The following is a 16,438-nucleotide window of genomic DNA, read 5'->3' as shown; positions in this document are numbered from 1 at the left end:
AGGCTAACATTATATTTTTTAATCCTATAGTTAGCAAGCTAAATAATAAACTTAAGATGGCAAGGAGCAACTAATGTGAGTACAACAAATGAGCTAAACCTTTCGATTTTGGACTTTGTTCATATCTATAACGGAACCGAGGCTGCGGAAAGTCTTCAGAATGTGACGGAAATGGTTCAATTAGCAGAACAGTGGGGGTTCAACAGGTATTGGTTTACAGAACACCATAATACAACAACCTTGATGAGTACTTCACCAGACTTGCTGAGCTTGCATGCAGCAGCTCACACTAAAACTATTCGCGTAGGTTCCGGAGGGGTTATGTTGCCGAATCACAGTCCCTTGAAAGTGATGGAGAACTTTACGCTTCTCGAAGGATTGTATCCAGGGCGTGTTGACCTCGGGATTGGCCGAGCATCAGGTACGGATGGTAGAACCATGTGGGCATTATTAAGATCCCAGGCATTAATGGAGGTTAATGATTTTCCAGAGCAATTAGATAACCTGCTTTCCTTCTTTGCCCGTGACTTTAAAGAAAACCACCCGTTTAGTCACATCCATCCTCCTGGAGATCATTCAATGGTTCCAGATATGTTTATGCTAGGATCTAGCGAGGGTGGGTTACATTTCGCCTTGGAAAAAGGATTAGGGTTTGTATTTGCAGCTCATTTGGCACCGCAACGGGCTATTCCTATGTTAAAAGCCTACCGTTCGAATTTTAAACCTTCGTCCTATTTAACTGGGCCTCAAAGTATGTTAGCGACGATTGTTATTACAGCTGAGACGGAAGAAGAGGCTAAATATATCGCAGGACCAGCGGAATTAATGTGGGCACAGATGAGCACAGGGACGAAAAACCTTACTTTCCCTACACCTGAAGAAGCTAAAAATCACATATACACGCCTCATGAAGAGCTGGCTAGAGAACGTAATAAAGATCGCTTTGTGATTGGAAGTGTTGGACAGGTTGCGGAGCAACTTAGGCAAATTGCGAAAGCAAGTTTAGTGGATGAAATCATGATTGCAGACTTCTACCCTAATCAAGAAAGCCGCAAGAAAGGGCATGAATTATTGGCTAAGGAATTAGATTTATCATAAGTAAGGAAATAAGTGAACTCGTGAAAAGGAGCGCATTCAACCATGGAAGAAAGAAAGCTTAAACTAGGAGGAATTATTGATGGCGTGGGTTGGAATTACACGGGTTGGAGACACCCCGCTATTCCAGCAGATGCCAGTGAAAATATTGAGTATTACGTACAGAAAGCCATACAACTTGAACAGGGAAAGTTCGATCTCATCTTTTTGGCAGATGTAAGTCATATCGGACCTGGTATGATCCCGCACTATCTAAGCATGTTTGAGGGCGTATCGATTTTGTCTGCACTGAGTATGGTAACCCATTCCATTGGTTTAACCGCAACGATAGCGACTTCATATGCTGATCCCTTTACGGTTGCTAGGCAAATCGCCTCCCTCGACAAGATTAGCAAGGGCAGAGCGGGGTGGAATGCAATCACCTCGAATCCCCGAGGATTAGCCAATTACAGTCGATCCCATTTAAGAAAAGCAGATCTTTATCCCATGAAAAAAGAGTTTTTGGAGATTGTTGAAGGCCTCTGGGATTCGTATGAAGACGATGCCTTTATACGTGATAAGGAACGTGGGATATTTTATGATCCGCGTAAAATGCATCCCTTAGATTATACCGGGAATTACTTTTCCGTGGAGGGACCCTTAAATATCAGTCGATCGAGACAAGGCAGACCGGTGGTCTTTCAAGCAGGAACTTCCCCCGCATTCATGGATATTGCTGCACAGCATGCCGAAGTTATCATGGCACCTGGACATGATTTGGAATATCTCAAGGCATTCACTGCTGAACTGAAACGTAAAGTGCAAAATCAGGGACGTTCACCATATGACCTGTTGATGATGCCTTCTCACAGCCCGATCGTTGGTAGAACGGAAAAAGAAGCCATGGAAAAGCTAAGGGAAATTGAATCATGGATGCCTAAAGGTTCTCGAATGCCGAAACCTGGGTTGATAGGATCGGCAGAGCACGTTGCCGAACAAATCGAACATTGGTATCAAGAAGGCGTCATGGATATCTTGCTGATTAGACAAGATCATCCTGCAGGATTTAAGGACTTTATCCAATTGGTTGTTCCTATCTTGCAAGATAAAGGCATATTCCGCAAGGAATACGAGGACGACACACTTCGGGGGAATTTAGGTCTGCCTTACCCAGAAAATAAATATACGAAGTAATAAAAGAAAAATTCGTTTAACAAGAGGAGAACAGATAAAATATAGGATTTCTAGGACCGAATGCCAGTCAGGTTGATGTTACTCGTTCACCCGAAGTAACGGCCGAAAGCTGAAATACAAAAAACAAAAGCATTAACGGATAACCACTTGGGTCGACTTTAATTGTAGGAGGTGATTTAACGTACACATGGCCTATCCTAGAAGTCGTTATTGAGGAAAAAGTTTTATAAAAATTGTTTTTAGACCCCTTACGCCTACTATTGAGAATGCAAAAGCCGCAGAAGAATTCGGTGTCGATATTTACGTTACCACTGGATTTGATGAGGGGGTACCGTTCCAGAACGAGTAATTGGTACATTTACGATTATCCCAATGATTGTCGATGCCACAGCAGAAGACTTACAAATGTTTCGTACATTACCAGCCTACTACCGTTCTTTACCTACAAAACTATCAAACAAACTGGTAGAAATGGATGAGAATGGTGCCAGTCGTGAAGATATAGCAAAAGCAATGGGCGGAGCAAGTGGTCTGCGTATCGGAATGTTAGAGGGTAACAAAGTGGATGGCTATATTACTGTCGGCACAGGAATTACACCAATTAAAGAAATTAGAACTGTAAAAGCAGTCATTGATGACTTAATGCAAGATTTTAATTAATTGCCTTGTTAGACTCTATCGCTAACATAGCGGCATAAGGAAAAAACCTTTTACAATCATTGTCAGTACGTTATAATACAATCACCAGGTGGATTACCCATCAAAAAAGTTAGATATTGTAATTTATCAGTGAAGTCTAAGTAAACGATATCGGAGGTATGGTTATGGTCAAGAAGAAAATTTCCACAGCCCTCAGCGCCGCTTTAATCGTTTCTATGCTGGCTACTGGCGTGATCGTCGCTATCCAAGGTAACACAACGTTAGAGGTAGCGAAGTCAGCAGGGGATAAAAAGGTTGAAGTTATTAAATGAAGAAGCTAGGTGCGACTCTAGTATTCCCCATTAGGGGGTATTCGAAGCACCTGATGCGAAGTCAATAGAATCAAATACAGAAAAAAACAAAAATAGTTAATTTATTAACCTCAGCTCGGTTAACCCAGCTGAGGTTTTTTATTATCATTATGCATTGAAAAAATGCATACCCTATGACCCTTATTTTTTGAACCATTTATTATAAAACCATAGTAACATGCTATTGAAAGTGAGGAGACATTATTTATGATTCCATTAGTATACGACCAGATTAACCATTGGGGAAAAGACGATGAATTTTTCCTTGCATTGTTAAAGAGATTAAAAGTGGAATTTATAGCTGACCTAGGCTGTGGAACAGGAAGATGGACTATTCATCTTGTTCAATACGGTTATAAAATTACAGCTATAGACCCCAATGAAGAAGCGATTGAAGTGGCTAGAATTAAAGATAATTCAGACAATGTAAAATGGATTGTAGGTGATAGTTCGGATTTACAAACCAATACCTATGATGCGGTAGTTATGACAGCCAATGTTGCACAGGTATTTCTTACAGATGATAGTTGGAAGCAAGTAATTTCTGACGTATTTCGTTCCCTAAAAATGGGCGGTCACTTTATTTTTGATACAAGAAACCCTTTGGTAAAAGTATGGAAAGAGTGGGAGAAGGACGCGACTCCTGACTTAGCTAAAGATAGGCTAAGTGGAGATCCTCTAGAAATCTATACAGAATATGAAGGGTTTGAGGGAGATATTTATACATTCTATGAAATTGTAAAAAATACTAAAACAGACAAAGTCCTAGTTCATGAAAAAATGCAGCTAAGGTTCCGAAACCAAGAAGAGTATGATGAGTCGCTGAAACAAATAGGTTTTTCGAAAATTGAAACATATGGCGATTGGGAGTTTAAATATGCAAATTCTGAAAATGGATCGTTTATTTTTCATTGTGTAAAATAGAGTCATTGAAGCAGAACAGAAATGCTCTCTAGGGACTTTTGGGTGTTTTCAAATATCGGATGTTCAATGTCAGCCTGCTTATGATTACGTCGAGTATGCTGATGGCCATGTCGCTAGCGATTATACTCCCGCTGTTTCTGCTAAGCGAATCATACATAGTGAATCACTATCTTTTCACACATTAATCCATATCAAGTGAGAGAAAACACGAGTAGTATACCTACTAAAAATCACATTTATCTTTAGATACAGACCTGACTCCCTCTGAGCGAAACTAGAACTCTCTTGGAATCCTGATTAGATCTGAAAATTAATCATATATTATATTTTTTCCTTCTTCACTTAGTTTTCTCAAAGATGTAATCATGTGATTAATCTCTTCTTCGGAGTGTCTTTCCCATGAAGCTAATTCAGCTATTATTTTAAGTGGCGATTTAGATCTATATGAACGTGTTGGGTTTCCAGGAAACTTTTTATCAGTTAAGTTTGGATCACTTTCAAAATTTCCTAATGGTTCTACAATATAGATCCTTTCTTTTGCATTAGATCTTGCCAATTCAGCACCCCATTTGGCAGCATTTAATGTTGCAGTAAAGTATATATGGTTAGAATTTTTTTCTTGGTAATTTGATAAGAATTGTGGTTCTAATAAATCACCAATTTTCAGTTTTGCTTTTGTACCATGAAAAAAAGGACCTTGATCTACGATCATTTTTTTGTCATCCATACTGATACACCTCTTCTTTTTTAGGTTGTATTTAGCAGTATAGTGTAGGAATTTTAAAAAAAACAGTCTATAAAAAAATAAAAAATAACGGTATAATTTAAGTAGAGAGAATGATACTGACCTAGCATTTACGTTTTTAATTAGTAAGTCGTTATGGGAGAAGGGGCAGCTTTCACTGTCTTTCTTTTTTTGTATTTACCCTAGTATCGTTGTTAAACAAGAACATACTCCCATTGAAAGTCGCCATTGTAGCGGCTTTTTTATTTTATCAGTACAGGTTCTTGTCCGAGCCAATTCTAAGAACCTAGTCCAACAACCCAAGTTTAAGGAGGCAGCCGATCAGCGTGATCGGCTGTTTTTGTTTAACTAACGAGTAGGTTAAAAGATATTCCGTTCAAGGAAGGTCTCTGTCCGGGATTGTAGAGTGAGTTGTAATGTCAAAGAATATAGTTGATAAGCATTATCATTCATGTTATATTGTTCACCAGTAAACAAAATATAATAAATTATTTAAAAATACTCTATTATTCAAATGATATTTTTGTTTACAAGTAAATAAGGAGCGATCAAAGGATGATCTCAAAAGATCGAACAAAACAGTTACTTCATGACCAATTTATCCGTTTTTTACATGTGTATGAGAATCACAAGGATACAGAAATCGAGCATTTCCTAAGTGTCGCCCAGCGAGAAAGCATCGAGAAAATCCCTCAGCATCTGACCGCGGTTCATATGATAGATTGCATAGGAAAGCATGAGCCTATTAACAACACGGGTATTGCCGAGGTGATGAATTTGTCCAAAGCAAGTATCACCAAAATTGGCAACAAACTGCTGGAGGAAGGATTCGTCAAACGTACGAAAATGAATGACAACAAGAAGGAGAGCTATTTCCGGTTGTCACCGCAAGGCAAAAAAATCTTTGAACTGCATGAACGTCTGCATATACATGAGGCTGAGCGCTTCTATCGTACTCTCGACAAATATTCGGAAACGGAACTAAAAGTAATCCATCACTTTCTTCAAGACAGCAGTATAAATATGGAATCCAGATAGAACGAAGGAGAGTGAAGCATTTGAGTCTGGCGGAATTGATCAGGGAGCGCAGGAGTATTCGTAAATGTAACTCTACGCCAGTGGACCAGGAGTTAGTTGTTGAATTACTGCGTAAGGCTATACGGCTTCAACCATTTGTTGAGGATGGCTCGTGGCGTGTGGTATATGCCGGAACTCCTGAATCATCTAGACGGCTTGTGGACTGCATGATGCAACAGATGTCACAGAGCAAGCTGGGGAAACTGATCCCTGGAAAACTTATGGAGGTTTTTAAAAAGAGATTCACCGATATTCCCGCGCATGTCATTGTTATGTCCAATGTCGGCCCGGATCGACTGACCAATGACCGCAATTATGCGGCTGCCTGCGGGGTCATGCAGAGCTTCCAACTGCTGGGCTGGGAACGAGGGTTAGGAATGTTGTGGGATACAGAGTCCATGATTCAGCATGAAGGTTTTTTCAATGGAATTGGCTTACGTGAGGATGAAAGATTTGTTGGTATTCTTCATATAGGATATTACGACAAAGCGCCAAGAAGTCGGAAAAGAACGCCAGCCGAGCAGAAGTGGACCGTATTACGAGGGCAGTCTACATAGAAGAGGAGGATGTAAAAATGAAATTGTCAGATCTGGAAGGAGATATGGACGGCCCTAGTGAGTTTTTGGAACGACCGGTATCGCAGGACCTAATCCTTGAATTGCTCAATCATGCCGTATGGGCGCCAAATGATGGCCTCCGAGAGCCATGGCGATTTATCTTTGCTGATAACCGGTATGGGGACATCATGCAGGGATTGCAGGAGCAGGCCCCTGCGTATCTTCTGGTCTTGGTGAAGGAAGAGGCAGATCAACATAAGCGGGAAGAGGACTTTGCAGCTGTCTGCTGCCTAATTCAGAATTTCCGCTTGCTGGCTCATGAGCAGAGTCTGGGTGTGCGCTGTACCTTGCATGACTGAATGTACGACCCGAGCCGTACTGAAATGTTTGGTGTACTGAGTAACGAGCGCATTGCTGCGGTGCTAGAATTGGGATACGGTGCAAATCAGTGGAAAGGAAATACTGAGTTACCTGAGACTCAACTTCATTTTGAACTGCTGTAAGGGGTGGAGACGATGGGATGAGACTCCAAAATGTGAATAAATACAAATCCCACTTGATTTAATCCATTTTCTATACATATTTTTAATAGTATATTGAGGTAAATTAAGTGTTGTGCCCAGGATGCGCTCCAAGAGTTATTTCTTTCGGTAGAATGGGAGTCTGGGAAGTATCCAAACGAGCTCTTACAAGCAATCGGAGGGTCTCATTCAATTGTTACCGCTTGGGAAGGAGGCAAGCTTGTCGGTTTAATAAATGCTTTGTCAGATGGTGTTTTAACGGTATATTTTCATTATATGCTTATTAATCCGAGTTATCAGAGTATAGGTATAGGTAAGGAAATGATGAATATAATGCTTGATAGATATAAAGGGTGTAAAACAAAAGTATTAATTTCTTATCCTCATGCAGTGGATTTCTATAATAAATTTGGCTTTCATACAGAGGATGGAGCTACTCCAATGTTTATCTCAGAATTGATATGATTGAACTAACGGGAAACTATAGTTTAATGAAACGAAGAAGGCAGCCGCTCAAGTAATCGGCTGCTTTTGAGAACGGACAGGACAAGAACATATAGCCATTAAAGTCGCTATTATAGCGGCTTTTTTTGTTTTATCGGAACAAGTTCGTGTCCCAAGCTAAGGACAAGAACTTGTTCCCATTACCGATTAGTTAAATACCTAAATGATCATGTTGGATTTCTTTTGAGTGATTAAAACGCTAAAGGCTGCATTAAGATCAAAAACCATGCTTTGATGCTCATATGACTTAACTGCATTCTATATAGAGATGCTGTCAGAATTTAAAGTCAATTAATATTTACGTAACAAAGGTTGGGTGCTGCAAAGGAATAATCCGCCAAAGCTCCTGGAAATTGAAAAATCCACAGTTTCAACGTTACGGCATAACGATTGAGGCTCTCACCAATCAGAGTAAAGTAAGAGTTCAACACATTTGATGAATCTTTGGAGGTTCAGACCGTGTCTTTAAGCATGTATCTTTGGGACAGTGTATAAGTATGAAGCGCTGCCTTCGTTGCGGAATATATAGCCGTTGCAGCTAACGGTACAAAACCAAGGATCGAAGTCGTGTTGATGACAGTAGCTTCTTCTTTGGACTTCAAATGAACGATTAATGCAGAAGTCAACCGAATTGGGCCTAACAAGTTTGTCTCGACCGTAGAAATCAAGGCAAGCGATTAATGATGCTTTTATGAGGCTAATGTCAGAAAAGGAATTCGAGAGCATAACGATTAATCAAATTGCGGCAGAAGCGAATGTCAATCGAGGAACGGTGTATCTGCATTTCGATGACAAGTACGATCTGTGCGAGCAATGCATAGCAGCTGAGATCTGGAGATGACCTGGTTCATCTTCCTTCCAAAACCGCACTATTTCACACTTTTGAATATTTGGAGCAGCATGCTTCTTTCTACTCGATTATGCTGAAGAGCAAGGGAAGCATGGTATTTCGTAAACAAATGGAGGCCATGTTCAGAAAAAGTCTGATTGAACATCTGGATTCAATCAATCTCGATCAGGAAATGAACAACTTCATCAGGTTATTCAGGCACGGAAAGAATGGATGAAATCAGTACAAAATAAAAAAAGGATCGTAAGTGTTCATCTTCCATCGATGAATGCTTTCGGTCCTTTTATGTTTATCCTGTACCTTTATGCACTGGCAGCGTCTTTATAAAAATATCTAATGAACGACGTATCGGTTTCCGACTCTCTTTGTTAACGTCTTCGGAAGGCTCCGCCGCGTGCCAGAGCGAAGAAGATGAGCAGGGCAATAATCGAGCCAACGATGGCTGGAATAATATGAAATCCGCCAATCAGCCAATAAGTCCACCAACAATGAGTACCCAGAGCAGATCCATGGAATGTTCTCCTTTCTTCGGGTTTATTACAAGTTATGTTGGGCTCATTGGAATATACCTCATCTTCCAGTTGGTGGAGGATTCTAAAGGGTCTGTGCTAAGATGAGGGTAAATTATGATTTTTAGCTGGGGAACAAGGCTAGAAGGGGTGCACATTGAAGAAAATACTTGTCATTGACGATGAAGTCGCAATCCGAGATTTAATTGAGCTCGTATTGAGAAGAGAAAACTACGTCGTTCAAACGGCTGAAAACGGTAAAATAGCCCTGCAGCTGCTGGATGCTTTTGGGCCAGACCTGGTGGTGCTTGACTTGATGCTGCCTGACTGCTCCGGATATGACCTGTGCAAGGAAATCACCGGGAAATGTGCGGTTCCTGTGATCATGCTCTCTGCCAAAAATGAGGTAATTGACAAGGTGCTCGGACTAGAGCTAGGGGCGGAAGATTACATGACCAAACCCTTTGACAATCGTGAATTGCTCGCTCGGATCAAGGTGATTCTGAGAAGGAACGAGAGCAAGGAGGAATCAAGTGAAGGAACCGTAGTGAAATCTACACGCATCATTCATGAAGAGCTGACATTTGATCTGGAAAGCCGAAGGGTGCTGAAAAACGGTGTCCCCGTGTCTTTAACGGCCAAAGAGTTTAAAATTCTGGAAACGTTACTCAAAAGGCCAGACAAAATCTTTACCCGGGACGAGCTACTGCAGATCGGATGGGGATATGACTTTATGGGAGACAGTCGCAGTGTGGATATGACCATCATGCGATTACGGAAGAAGCTGGAGGATAACGCGGACGAACCGAAGTATGTCAGGACGATCTATGGATTTGGCTATCAACTTGGAGGTGGCGAGGCCTGAAGTATGCAACCCGGTTACTGCTGAATTATTTATTTTTCTCCGTGCTGTCCTTTGGCATCATCATTTTTGCGGTGAATAAAGCCATCGATTACTACAGCTTCATTACCATTGAAAAACAGATGATGGAGAAGGCGGATCTGTCCGAGTTGTCCTTCCGTGAGGTGTTGGCACAGCATAGATCATCGACAGGAGAGCCGCAGACCAAAGAAATCGTCAGACTTGCTCTGGAGAAGCTGAAAGCTTCAGGCAAGGAAGTGCGTATCTATGATAGCTCCAAGCAGTTGCTGGGCTTGGCTGTGGATGGCATCATCATTAATGATGGCAAACCTCTTATTTTTGAAAAGAATATTCAGAAAGCCCTGAGCGGCAGTTATGCCTACACCGTAACGGAAGATCATCTGCTTTATTTTGCAACTCCCATTCAGAATCAATATTACGAAAACGCTTATGTGTATGAGTTCGTGGAGGACATTTCCTACTTTTATGCGATTATGGATCAAATCCGTTATATCCTGTTTGCGGGTGCAGGCGGATTTATTGTACTGATTACGTTATCCAGTCTGTGGATTGCCCACAACACAACCAAGCCGATTAAGCTGTTGCTTGGTGCTGCGCAAAGTTTCTCTAGACAGGAGTTTCGGAGAGTTCATCTAAACCGGAAGGATGAGCTGGGCATGCTGGCATATGGGCTGGATTCCATGGGGCGGCAGCTTCATGATTACATTCAGTACCAGAAACAATTTGTCTCCAACGTATCTCACGAGTTAAAAACACCCTTGGCAGCCATTCGTGGTTTCTCTCAATACTTGGTTGAAGGGGAGAACGAGAACAAAGAGCTGCAAAAAATCTACGCTCATCTGCTGCAGGAATCGGATCGGCTGACGCGCTTGATTAATGAACTGTTGTTGCTATCCCGATTCGACAAGGCTGGTTCTAATGAACTGGAAGCCCGGAAGACGGAAATGAACGAACTAATTCAACAAGTCGCAACGAGTATGGGTGCCAAGGCCAAAGATAAAGGAATCGAGATTATGTTCAGGGAGGCGGAAGCGGAACCGGAAGATAAGCTTCTGACGAGAGTCCACGCCAATGTGAATCCAATGCTGATGTCCCATGCGATCGCCAACCTTGTGGACAATGCCATCAAATATTCAGGCAGTCCATCGCTAATCGAATTGAAGCTTACACATACACCAAGCGAGGTAGTTATACGGATACGTGATCAAGGTATCGGTATCGCGGGCGATGAGCTGGAGAAAGTGCAGGAACGCTTTTACCGGGCAAAAAATGCAAGCACAGCGAACGGTTCAGGTCTTGGACTTTCTATTTGCAAAGAGATTGTAGAGCGGTTTAATGGATATATCGACATGGAAAGTCAAATCGGGGAAGGAACGACCGTTACGATTGTGTTACCTCGTGCGTAAACACGCGCGTAAATGTTAACGTTACAAGATTGATACAATTCTGTTATTAGACTAACAAATGCTTTTTTTATAATCACTTCATAAGAAGAAATCACACATTTATGGAGGGATCATGATGAAATTGAAAAACAAAGCTACAGCTGTTATCCTGCTGAGTATTTTACTAACGATGGCACTGACGGGCTGTCAGTCCAATGGTGCCAAGTCGCCAGAAGTGGCGCAGAACTCAGCTGAAAAAAACACGCCCGACGAACAGGCCAAAGGCGAAGGAGCATCAAATTCTACTGCGCCTGCTTCAGAAAATTCGGAAGGACCAAGTGCTGAAGCTATTAAGGAAGGTTCGATGGAGAAGGAAGGCAATGTGGTGCTGAAGGAGCTTGCTTTTGTCTATAATGAGCACACCATTGCGGTTTCGGATACAGCGAATGAAGATCAGATGGAACAGATGCTGGGCAAACCGGATAACCTGAAATCTCATACGTACAGTGCCGACGATGGAACAAACATGGATACGTTAATCGGTTTTACAGAAAAGGTTTATACGTATCCTGGTCTGGAGATTAAAACAATCAGTATACCGGAGGGGAAGCTAGACTCCATCTTTCATATCGAAATGACAGATCCTAAGTACGCGACAGTGCGAAACATTAAAGCAGGAGATAGCCTGGATACACTCAAGAACGCCTACCCTGAGGGGAAACTGCTTGGTGATGGAGCTCCTAATGAGGAGGATGACCTCCGTTACGAGCCATCCAATTATGTGGATGTGATGTCGTTTCATATCAAGGATGCCAAGGTGGAGAGCATTCAGATCTACAGCCTTCTGGACTAATATTTAGTGATTGATGTTGGTAAACCATTCTTGCGATTCACCTTTAATACCTGCCCTAGAGAGGGGCAGGTATTTTCTCGTTTATAGAACGTTAATCTGAAAAGATTGATAGTTTTTTGTGTTCACCCGGACCGGATAAATTTAGATTGATATCCGATATTAACGTTATTGACCCGCCGGTGTATAATTCTCGTCTAGAAATGATTGAACAGCTTGGAACGCTTGAACTCTATTTTTCTCAAGCAGTACCATATGAGTGCCTTCTCCAATTTCCACCCAACGCCGATAAGCAGCTCCGGTTAAGGAAGTAAAGAAGTTTTGCGCCAAATCTAACGGCACATCAATATCCCATTCCGCATGAACGAGGAGTACAGGGACAGTGATGTCTTTAGGTTCATAGAACGCTTTGCCAACCGTCCAATACTCTCGGATGTCTAGAATCGGTCCGTTGGTAGCGCGAATATGTTCAGGGTGAACGGACTGAGTATTAGGATCAGTCGCGAGAGTGGCTTCAACCCATTTCTCAAACCAACCCTCAGGAAGCAGATCGTCACGTTTCCCTTCAGGAGCAGCACTTAACCAGCGTTCCTTCGTAGAACCTGCGGGCACAAGGCGATAAGAACCAAGCGGGCCGCCAGTATCAATCGGGATTGGCTTAGTGCTCAGCCATTGCGGAGCGATTAGAGTTAACTTGTTCACCTTATTGTTGTTAAAGCTTGTATATGCCCCAGCTACTGTCCCCCCCCAAGACATCCCAAGTATATTGACCTTGGATAGATTACGGTGTTTTAGGACAAATTCTACAGCCGATCCGAAATCACGAACGCCAGTTTCTGTACGGACAAGTGGAGGATTCTGATCAGCAGGCTGTTCCATTTCCGGTGGTCTTATGGATCCGCCATAGCCACGTACGTCTACTGCATAGACATCATAGCCGTGACTAGCGAGGTAATCTAGGAAGGAAAAGCCGTCGAGCTCCACATCATACAGGCTGCCTACTGGATAAGTTGCACCATGAACCATGACAATTGTTTTTTCATTTGTGAAGACATTCATAGATGCAGGGCGTTTATTTAGGACGGATAACTCAATCCCCGGTGTATCGCTAGCTATTTTAAAATTCTCAGAAACGATGGGGATCGATGTATTGAATGTGTTGTTAGACATGATAGGGTTCGCCTCTCTTTGATGAATTAGATGATGTCTTATATAAACCGCCAGTTGAAGCCGTCTTCGCTTCGGGTGACATAACCGGCAGAACTCTCTGGGAAATGCGTACTGAAATAAATAATGGGACGATCGGCAATGTATTCTAACGCCCAGCGACGTGAGATTTGCGCCTGATCACCAAATTCACAATACATCGAATTCCAATCTGGTCTTAAGACCTGGAATGGATGATGCATGATATCTGCGCCGAACAGAGCTTCCTCACCACCCGATGAAAGACGAATGGACATCTGTCCAATACTATGACCTGGCGTCGGAATAAATGTAAATAGATCTAGAAACGTTCCGCCTTCTGGGCCGATCGTTTCGGTCAAACCAGCCTCTACGACAGGAAGTACGCTCTCTTCGTAAACATTGAAGTTGGCTTCATTTTCTTTGTTATGACTTGCTCCACTGGAGTAATACTCTTGCTCTTTAAGCGGGAATACGTATTTGGCATTCGGGAATGTCGGTACCCATTTGCCATCAACGAGCTTGGTATTCCAACCGACGTGATCCACATGCAAGTGGGTTAGTAACACGTAATCGACTTTTTCTGGAGTAACTCCTGCCTCTTGAAGCCGATCGAGATAAGGCAACTGAAGATTGGCAAGATCCGAATTGAGTGGCAGGTTTTTATCGTTACCTGTAGCAGTATCTATAAGAATCGTATGATGGGGCGTCTTCACGACCCAGGTGCCGATACTCACAATCAGTTGAGAATTTTCGTCAATCAAGCCCTCGGGGAGGGTATCTTGGTTTTCTTCCAAAAAAGTAGGATCCCATGTTCCTGGGAAATAAACTTCAGGTGGAACGCCACTAATTATCATTTCAGTAACTCTAGTTACGGTAGTATCACCTACGGTGTAAATCTTAGGTAGCCTCGTCATATGCCACATCGCTTTCGTTGGAATTTCGCTGAAAATGAAATCCTATATAAAAAAGTAAATATCCCGGGAACTTACTTGCACATCAGCCTTACTAAAATCTTAGTCCAATAATGCTGTTAAATCAACGTTTTTACACCGTAATTGAACCTATGTCAGAATGCTTGCTATTGCTAGTTATTTTGCTTAATATCAGTATATAAATTTCGCTGACAGCGGAAAAATGAATATGTGGGAGAAATGCAACATGAATTCGATCGGCGAGGTCATCCGAAATACACGCAAGCAAAAGAAATTAACACTTAAAGAAGTGGCAAAAGCAGGTTCCATCTCATTATCGTTTCTCAGCGAAATAGAACGTGACAAAGCGAATCCATCCATCAGTGTGCTCAAACGGATCGCTAATGCGTTGAACGTTAATTTTACCGATCTATTTGGAGAGAAAGAGCACAGCGTTGTTGTGAGAAAAAACGAACGTAAACCCCTGGTGCATTCTGAAGGCTCTCGTATTACGTGGTATTCCCTTAGTGAGGGAAGTAATAACAAGATGGGGCCATTAATGGGCGTGCTAGAAGAAGGTGCGACCTCTGGAGATATTGGTGTAGGACACAGTGAAGGCGAGGAGTTTCTATATGTACAGTCGGGAGGCTTGGAGTTTGTGCTTGGAAATGACAGATATACGCTGGAAGAGGGAGATAGTATCTACTTCGATGCTAAGACGCCGCATAGCTATAAGAATGTATGGAAAGGAGAAACTGTAGTTATTGCTGTAGTGGCGCCTCCCACTTTTTAAAATTAATGCTGCGCTCAGAATTAATTGAAACATATAAACCGATTTTTAAGACAGTAATAATACAAAATTTAAAACCTTGAGTATTAAACCACGACTAGCGTGGTTTTTTGTTTTATCTAAACATTTAAGCCGGAGGCAAGTCAAAGTAATTATCGGAATTTACGAGAACATACTCTGATCTACGGTTTTTTGATCGTATAGGAGGAAGTGAATAATTATACCCGGGTAATAAATAGAACAGTAAATTCGATTCCCAGAAGTAGACTACGCTCAAGAATACGTAGTGATCGATGAGGAAGGAACGAGTTGTGGCGTGGAGACACGCTACCCGATTGCCGGAATGGACAAGAACATGTTCCTATTTCCGATTAGGGATATATCTAATCGTTATTTTGCCGTATTTCATTAAGCTAACGGACAAGTTAGTTTTAAGGAGGTTAGCCCATGCAGGCATTCCTTATATTACATAACTTAGAAAAATACAACACAAGAAGGCACATAGCAGGTCAGGTGTTAAATTTTCAAATCGCTAAATGGAGTGAAACGAGTTGCTTAATAATTGTAATCAGAATCCAAACGGTTCATGTTCTGAGGCAGAAGGATCAAATACAATTGCCAATGGAGCAGCCTCACATGCATAAGGATATCAGAACATCAACAACCGCTTCTGGGGTAGCATCTCATGCTGAAGGATATCTTACAGCGGCTACGGACCGCATTCACATGCCGAAGGGAACAGTTCAACGGCTAGCGGAGTAGACTCACATAATGAAGGTCAGTTAACTACAGCAAGTAATACTGCTTCGCATGCAGAAGGGATTTCAAATACCGCCAGTAGTAGTCGGATTGTCAATAGCGTTTGCTAAGGTCATGGATTTTACATTTTCAACTAACCTGTCGTTAGCTAAATGATACTGAATGCTTCAATGATTAAAAATAACGCTATTAAAATTACTACATTTTGTTGTGTTAAAATTTTTGCATAACAAAAATGTTGTTCTGTAAATCCTTTTTGACCTCGATCGTTGAAGCTATTCGCGCCCTGCTGTCAGAACAGCCGGTGGGCAATGACATATGGATCGCTCTATCGTGGTGCGTCGGGATTATATCTTTGCAGTGCGTGCATACAAAGGGAATGCAGCTTAATGGTTGGTATGCATTATAATCATAGATAGGTCCTTTTAAATAGAAGTAAGTGGCTTGCAAGATAATAGAGAGCAAATTGCCTTAGGTAGTTTGTTCTTTTTTTATTGAAGCTGGTGTCCAATCGTGGATGCCGCTGTCGAGGGACAAGAACATAGTCCGATGAGTGTTCCAATTGTTATGGAACGCCCCCAGTACGCGACTGAAACGAGGATGGCAGTACTTCGCGTGGTTCCGCTATCTTGACAGCTAGGAGTATTAGAATACAACATCGAATAAGAATAATATGTTAATGTCCTCTTGACTGTTTTCAGTGAAAG

The 16,438-nt window shown here is 41.9% G+C and carries 16 protein-coding genes and 2 pseudogenes; 14 read left to right on the top strand and 4 right to left on the bottom strand.

Annotated elements, in window-relative coordinates; all coding sequences use genetic code 11:
• The first annotated feature begins 75 nt into the window (after window positions 1-75).
• From AC4G47_RS14245 to AC4G47_RS14225, 5 genes are all read left to right on the top strand, one after another.
• Window positions 76-1,098, top strand: a complete 1,023-nt coding sequence (locus tag AC4G47_RS14245) for an LLM class flavin-dependent oxidoreductase (RefSeq protein WP_491106459.1) — start codon at window positions 76-78, stop codon at window positions 1,096-1,098.
• Window positions 1,099-1,140: 42 nt separating this feature from the next.
• Window positions 1,141-2,268: an NtaA/DmoA family FMN-dependent monooxygenase gene (locus AC4G47_RS14240; RefSeq protein WP_491106458.1), complete on the top strand. Its 1,128-nt coding sequence runs from the start codon at window positions 1,141-1,143 to the stop codon at window positions 2,266-2,268.
• Window positions 2,269-2,640: 372 nt separating this feature from the next.
• Entirely contained in the window at window positions 2,641-2,928 is a 288-nt protein-coding gene (locus AC4G47_RS14235; protein ID WP_491106457.1) for a hypothetical protein, read from the top strand.
• Between the two features lie 164 nt (window positions 2,929-3,092).
• Entirely contained in the window at window positions 3,093-3,239 is a 147-nt protein-coding gene (locus AC4G47_RS14230; protein ID WP_186327940.1) for a hypothetical protein, read from the top strand.
• A gap of 246 nt (window positions 3,240-3,485) precedes the next feature.
• Window positions 3,486-4,202: a class I SAM-dependent methyltransferase gene (locus AC4G47_RS14225; protein WP_491106456.1), complete on the top strand. Its 717-nt coding sequence runs from the start codon at window positions 3,486-3,488 to the stop codon at window positions 4,200-4,202.
• A 310-nt stretch (window positions 4,203-4,512) separates the two neighbouring features.
• Here the strand turns inward: AC4G47_RS14225 and arr are convergent, their stop codons facing one another.
• Complete coding sequence (gene arr, locus AC4G47_RS14220) at window positions 4,513-4,929, bottom strand: NAD(+)--rifampin ADP-ribosyltransferase (protein ID WP_458122614.1); 417 nt, start codon at window positions 4,927-4,929, stop codon at window positions 4,513-4,515.
• 573 nt (window positions 4,930-5,502) lie between these two features.
• Between arr and AC4G47_RS14215 the strand changes: the two genes are divergently transcribed.
• The 4 genes from AC4G47_RS14215 to AC4G47_RS14200 all read left to right on the top strand — a co-directional run bounded on the left by AC4G47_RS14215 (window position 5,503) and on the right by AC4G47_RS14200 (window position 7,567).
• Window positions 5,503-5,985 carry a MarR family transcriptional regulator gene (locus AC4G47_RS14215; RefSeq protein WP_491106455.1) on the top strand — a complete coding sequence of 161 codons (483 nt, stop codon included), beginning with the start codon at window positions 5,503-5,505 and terminating at the stop codon, window positions 5,983-5,985.
• Between the two features lie 20 nt (window positions 5,986-6,005).
• On the top strand, window positions 6,006-6,581 hold the full coding sequence (locus tag AC4G47_RS14210) for a nitroreductase family protein (protein WP_491106454.1): 576 nt from the start codon (window positions 6,006-6,008) through the stop codon (window positions 6,579-6,581).
• 17 nt (window positions 6,582-6,598) lie between these two features.
• On the top strand, window positions 6,599-6,940 hold the full coding sequence (locus AC4G47_RS14205; protein ID WP_491106453.1) for a nitroreductase family protein: 342 nt from the start codon (window positions 6,599-6,601) through the stop codon (window positions 6,938-6,940).
• A 246-nt stretch (window positions 6,941-7,186) separates the two neighbouring features.
• Complete coding sequence (locus AC4G47_RS14200) at window positions 7,187-7,567, top strand: GNAT family N-acetyltransferase (protein WP_491106705.1); 381 nt, start codon at window positions 7,187-7,189, stop codon at window positions 7,565-7,567.
• A gap of 497 nt (window positions 7,568-8,064) precedes the next feature.
• Here the strand turns inward: AC4G47_RS14200 and AC4G47_RS14195 are convergent.
• Window positions 8,065-8,274: pseudogene (locus AC4G47_RS14195) on the bottom strand (SDR family NAD(P)-dependent oxidoreductase); the annotation flags it as partial.
• A 23-nt stretch (window positions 8,275-8,297) separates the two neighbouring features.
• On the opposite strand from AC4G47_RS14195, the pseudogene AC4G47_RS14190 reads away from it, so the two are divergent.
• The 4 genes and pseudogenes from AC4G47_RS14190 to AC4G47_RS14175 all read left to right on the top strand — a co-directional run.
• A pseudogene (locus AC4G47_RS14190) lies at window positions 8,298-8,643 on the top strand (TetR/AcrR family transcriptional regulator); the annotation flags it as partial.
• Between the two features lie 479 nt (window positions 8,644-9,122).
• Window positions 9,123-9,830: a response regulator transcription factor gene (locus AC4G47_RS14185; protein ID WP_458122618.1), complete on the top strand. Its 708-nt coding sequence runs from the start codon at window positions 9,123-9,125 to the stop codon at window positions 9,828-9,830.
• Between the two features lie 71 nt (window positions 9,831-9,901).
• Window positions 9,902-11,254: a sensor histidine kinase gene (locus AC4G47_RS14180; protein ID WP_491106452.1), complete on the top strand. Its 1,353-nt coding sequence runs from the start codon at window positions 9,902-9,904 to the stop codon at window positions 11,252-11,254.
• A gap of 112 nt (window positions 11,255-11,366) precedes the next feature.
• Window positions 11,367-12,086: a hypothetical protein gene (locus AC4G47_RS14175; protein ID WP_491106451.1), complete on the top strand. Its 720-nt coding sequence runs from the start codon at window positions 11,367-11,369 to the stop codon at window positions 12,084-12,086.
• A gap of 165 nt (window positions 12,087-12,251) precedes the next feature.
• Here the strand turns inward: AC4G47_RS14175 and AC4G47_RS14170 are convergent, their stop codons facing one another.
• Window positions 12,252-13,253: an alpha/beta hydrolase gene (locus AC4G47_RS14170; protein ID WP_458122621.1), complete on the bottom strand. Its 1,002-nt coding sequence runs from the start codon at window positions 13,251-13,253 to the stop codon at window positions 12,252-12,254.
• 38 nt (window positions 13,254-13,291) lie between these two features.
• Window positions 13,292-14,065, bottom strand: a complete 774-nt coding sequence (locus AC4G47_RS14165) for an MBL fold metallo-hydrolase (RefSeq protein WP_491106450.1) — start codon at window positions 14,063-14,065, stop codon at window positions 13,292-13,294.
• 364 nt (window positions 14,066-14,429) lie between these two features.
• Between AC4G47_RS14165 and AC4G47_RS14160 the strand changes: the two genes are divergently transcribed.
• Window positions 14,430-14,975, top strand: coding sequence for a helix-turn-helix domain-containing protein (locus tag AC4G47_RS14160; RefSeq protein WP_491106449.1), 546 nt, complete (start codon window positions 14,430-14,432; stop codon window positions 14,973-14,975).
• Window positions 14,976-16,438: the final 1,463 nt, after the last annotated feature.

It is taken from the genome of Paenibacillus sp. Negev47 (assembly GCF_058313655.1).
The sequence above is the reverse complement of the archived record's forward strand: the minus strand, read 5'-3'. Positions and strand labels throughout refer to the sequence as shown.

Coding starts and splice junctions, on each gene's coding strand:
- AC4G47_RS14240 (WP_491106458.1), top strand. CDS start 1,141: ATGGAAGAAAGAAAGCTTAAACTAGGAGGAATTATTGATGGCGTGGGT.
- AC4G47_RS14235 (WP_491106457.1), top strand. CDS start 2,641: ATGATTGTCGATGCCACAGCAGAAGACTTACAAATGTTTCGTACATTA.
- AC4G47_RS14230 (WP_186327940.1), top strand. CDS start 3,093: ATGGTCAAGAAGAAAATTTCCACAGCCCTCAGCGCCGCTTTAATCGTT.
- AC4G47_RS14225 (WP_491106456.1), top strand. CDS start 3,486: ATGATTCCATTAGTATACGACCAGATTAACCATTGGGGAAAAGACGAT.
- arr (WP_458122614.1), bottom strand. CDS start 4,929: ATGGATGACAAAAAAATGATCGTAGATCAAGGTCCTTTTTTTCATGGT.
- AC4G47_RS14215 (WP_491106455.1), top strand. CDS start 5,503: ATGATCTCAAAAGATCGAACAAAACAGTTACTTCATGACCAATTTATC.
- AC4G47_RS14205 (WP_491106453.1), top strand. CDS start 6,599: ATGAAATTGTCAGATCTGGAAGGAGATATGGACGGCCCTAGTGAGTTT.
- AC4G47_RS14175 (WP_491106451.1), top strand. CDS start 11,367: ATGATGAAATTGAAAAACAAAGCTACAGCTGTTATCCTGCTGAGTATT.
- AC4G47_RS14170 (WP_458122621.1), bottom strand. CDS start 13,253: ATGTCTAACAACACATTCAATACATCGATCCCCATCGTTTCTGAGAAT.
- AC4G47_RS14160 (WP_491106449.1), top strand. CDS start 14,430: ATGAATTCGATCGGCGAGGTCATCCGAAATACACGCAAGCAAAAGAAA.